The following is a 241-nucleotide window of genomic DNA, read 5'->3' on the forward strand; positions in this document are numbered from 1 at the left end:
GAGAAGGAAGCTGCTGACAAGGCTGCCAAGGAGAAAGCTGAGAAGGAAGCTGCTGACAAGGCTGCCAAGGAGAAAGCTGAGAAGGAAGCTGCTGACAAGGCTGAGAAGGAGAAAGCTGAGAAGGAAGCTGCTGACAAGGCTGAGAAGGAAGCTGCTGACAAGGCTGCCAAGGAGAAAGCTGAGAAGGAAGCTGCTGACAAGGCTGCCAAGGAGAAAGCTGAGAAGGAAGCTGCTGACAAGG

1 protein-coding gene is annotated in these 241 nt (G+C 53.5%); it reads left to right on the top strand.

Going from position 1 to position 241, the window contains the following annotated elements:
- The coding region (locus tag AABK37_RS42190) for a hypothetical protein (protein ID WP_432557302.1) at positions 1–241 on the top strand (241 nt) is incomplete at both ends.

This window comes from Tolypothrix sp. VBCCA 56010 (genome assembly GCF_050875635.1).
Lineage (GTDB): Bacteria > Cyanobacteriota > Cyanobacteriia > Cyanobacteriales > Nostocaceae > Hassallia.